Source organism: Streptomyces sp. NPDC020747, from assembly GCF_044334695.1.
Taxonomy (GTDB): Bacteria; Actinomycetota; Actinomycetes; order Streptomycetales; family Streptomycetaceae; genus Streptomyces.
The window spans coordinates 1-1,376 of the sequence record NZ_JBIRTJ010000053.1 but is presented as its reverse complement, the minus strand read 5'-3'; the positions used below and the strand labels follow the sequence as shown (position 1 = coordinate 1,376).

The window sequence follows — 1,376 nt, the reverse complement described above, 5'->3', positions numbered from 1 at the left end:
GTCCTACTCTCCCACAGGGTCCCCCCTGCAGTACCATCGGCGCTGTAAGGCTTAGCTTCCGGGTTCGGAATGTAACCGGGCGTTTCCCTCACGCTATGACCACCGAAACACTATGAAACTGTGAATACCGCACCACACCGCGTGGCCACACGGGTATGGGGTTGTTCGTGGTTTCAGAACCAACACAGTGGACGCGAGCAACTGAGGACAAGCCCTCGGCCTATTAGTACCAGTCAGCTTCACCCCTTACGAGGCTTCCACATCCGGCCTATCAACCCAGTCGTCTACTGGGAGCCTTAACCAATCAAGTTGGTGGGAATACTCATCTCGAAGCAGGCTTCCCGCTTAGATGCTTTCAGCGGTTATCCCTCCCGAACGTAGCCAACCAGCCATGCCCTTGGCAGGACAACTGGCACACCAGAGGTTCGTCCGTCCCGGTCCTCTCGTACTAGGGACAGCCCTTCTCAATATTCCTACGCGCACAGCGGATAGGGACCGAACTGTCTCACGACGTTCTAAACCCAGCTCGCGTACCGCTTTAATGGGCGAACAGCCCAACCCTTGGGACCGACTCCAGCCCCAGGATGCGACGAGCCGACATCGAGGTGCCAAACCATCCCGTCGATATGGACTCTTGGGGAAGATCAGCCTGTTATCCCCGGGGTACCTTTTATCCGTTGAGCGACGGCGCTTCCACAAGCCACCGCCGGATCACTAGTCCCGACTTTCGTCCCTGCTCGACCCGTCGGTCTCACAGTCAAGCTCCCTTGTGCACTTACACTCAACACCTGATTGCCAACCAGGCTGAGGGAACCTTTGGGCGCCTCCGTTACTCTTTAGGAGGCAACCGCCCCAGTTAAACTACCCATCAGACACTGTCCCTGATCCGGATCACGGACCCAGGTTAGACATCCAGCACGACCAGACTGGTATTTCAACGACGACTCCACACGGGCTGGCGCCCGCACTTCACAGTCTCCCAGCTATCCTACACAAGCCGAACCGAACACCAATATCAAACTGTAGTAAAGGTCCCGGGGTCTTTCCGTCCTGCTGCGCGAAACGAGCATCTTTACTCGTAGTGCAATTTCACCGGGCCTATGGTTGAGACAGTCGAGAAGTCGTTACGCCATTCGTGCAGGTCGGAACTTACCCGACAAGGAATTTCGCTACCTTAGGATGGTTATAGTTACCACCGCCGTTTACTGGCGCTTAAGTTCTCAGCTTCGCCACACCGAAATGTGACTAACCGGTCCCCTTAACGTTCCAGCACCGGGCAGGCGTCAGTCCGTATACATCGCCTTACGGCTTCGCACGGACCTGTGTTTTTAGTAAACAGTCGCTTCTCGCTGGTCTCTGCGGCCACCCCCAGCTCA

The 1,376-nt window shown here is 56.2% G+C and carries 2 rRNA genes; both read right to left on the bottom strand.

The annotated features are described in order from the left end of the window. A 5S ribosomal RNA gene (gene rrf / locus ACH4YP_RS48020) occupies nt 1–107 on the bottom strand; the annotation flags it as partial. A gap of 96 nt (nt 108–203) precedes the next feature. Next, nucleotides 204–1,376 (bottom strand): 23S ribosomal RNA (locus ACH4YP_RS48015); the annotation flags it as partial.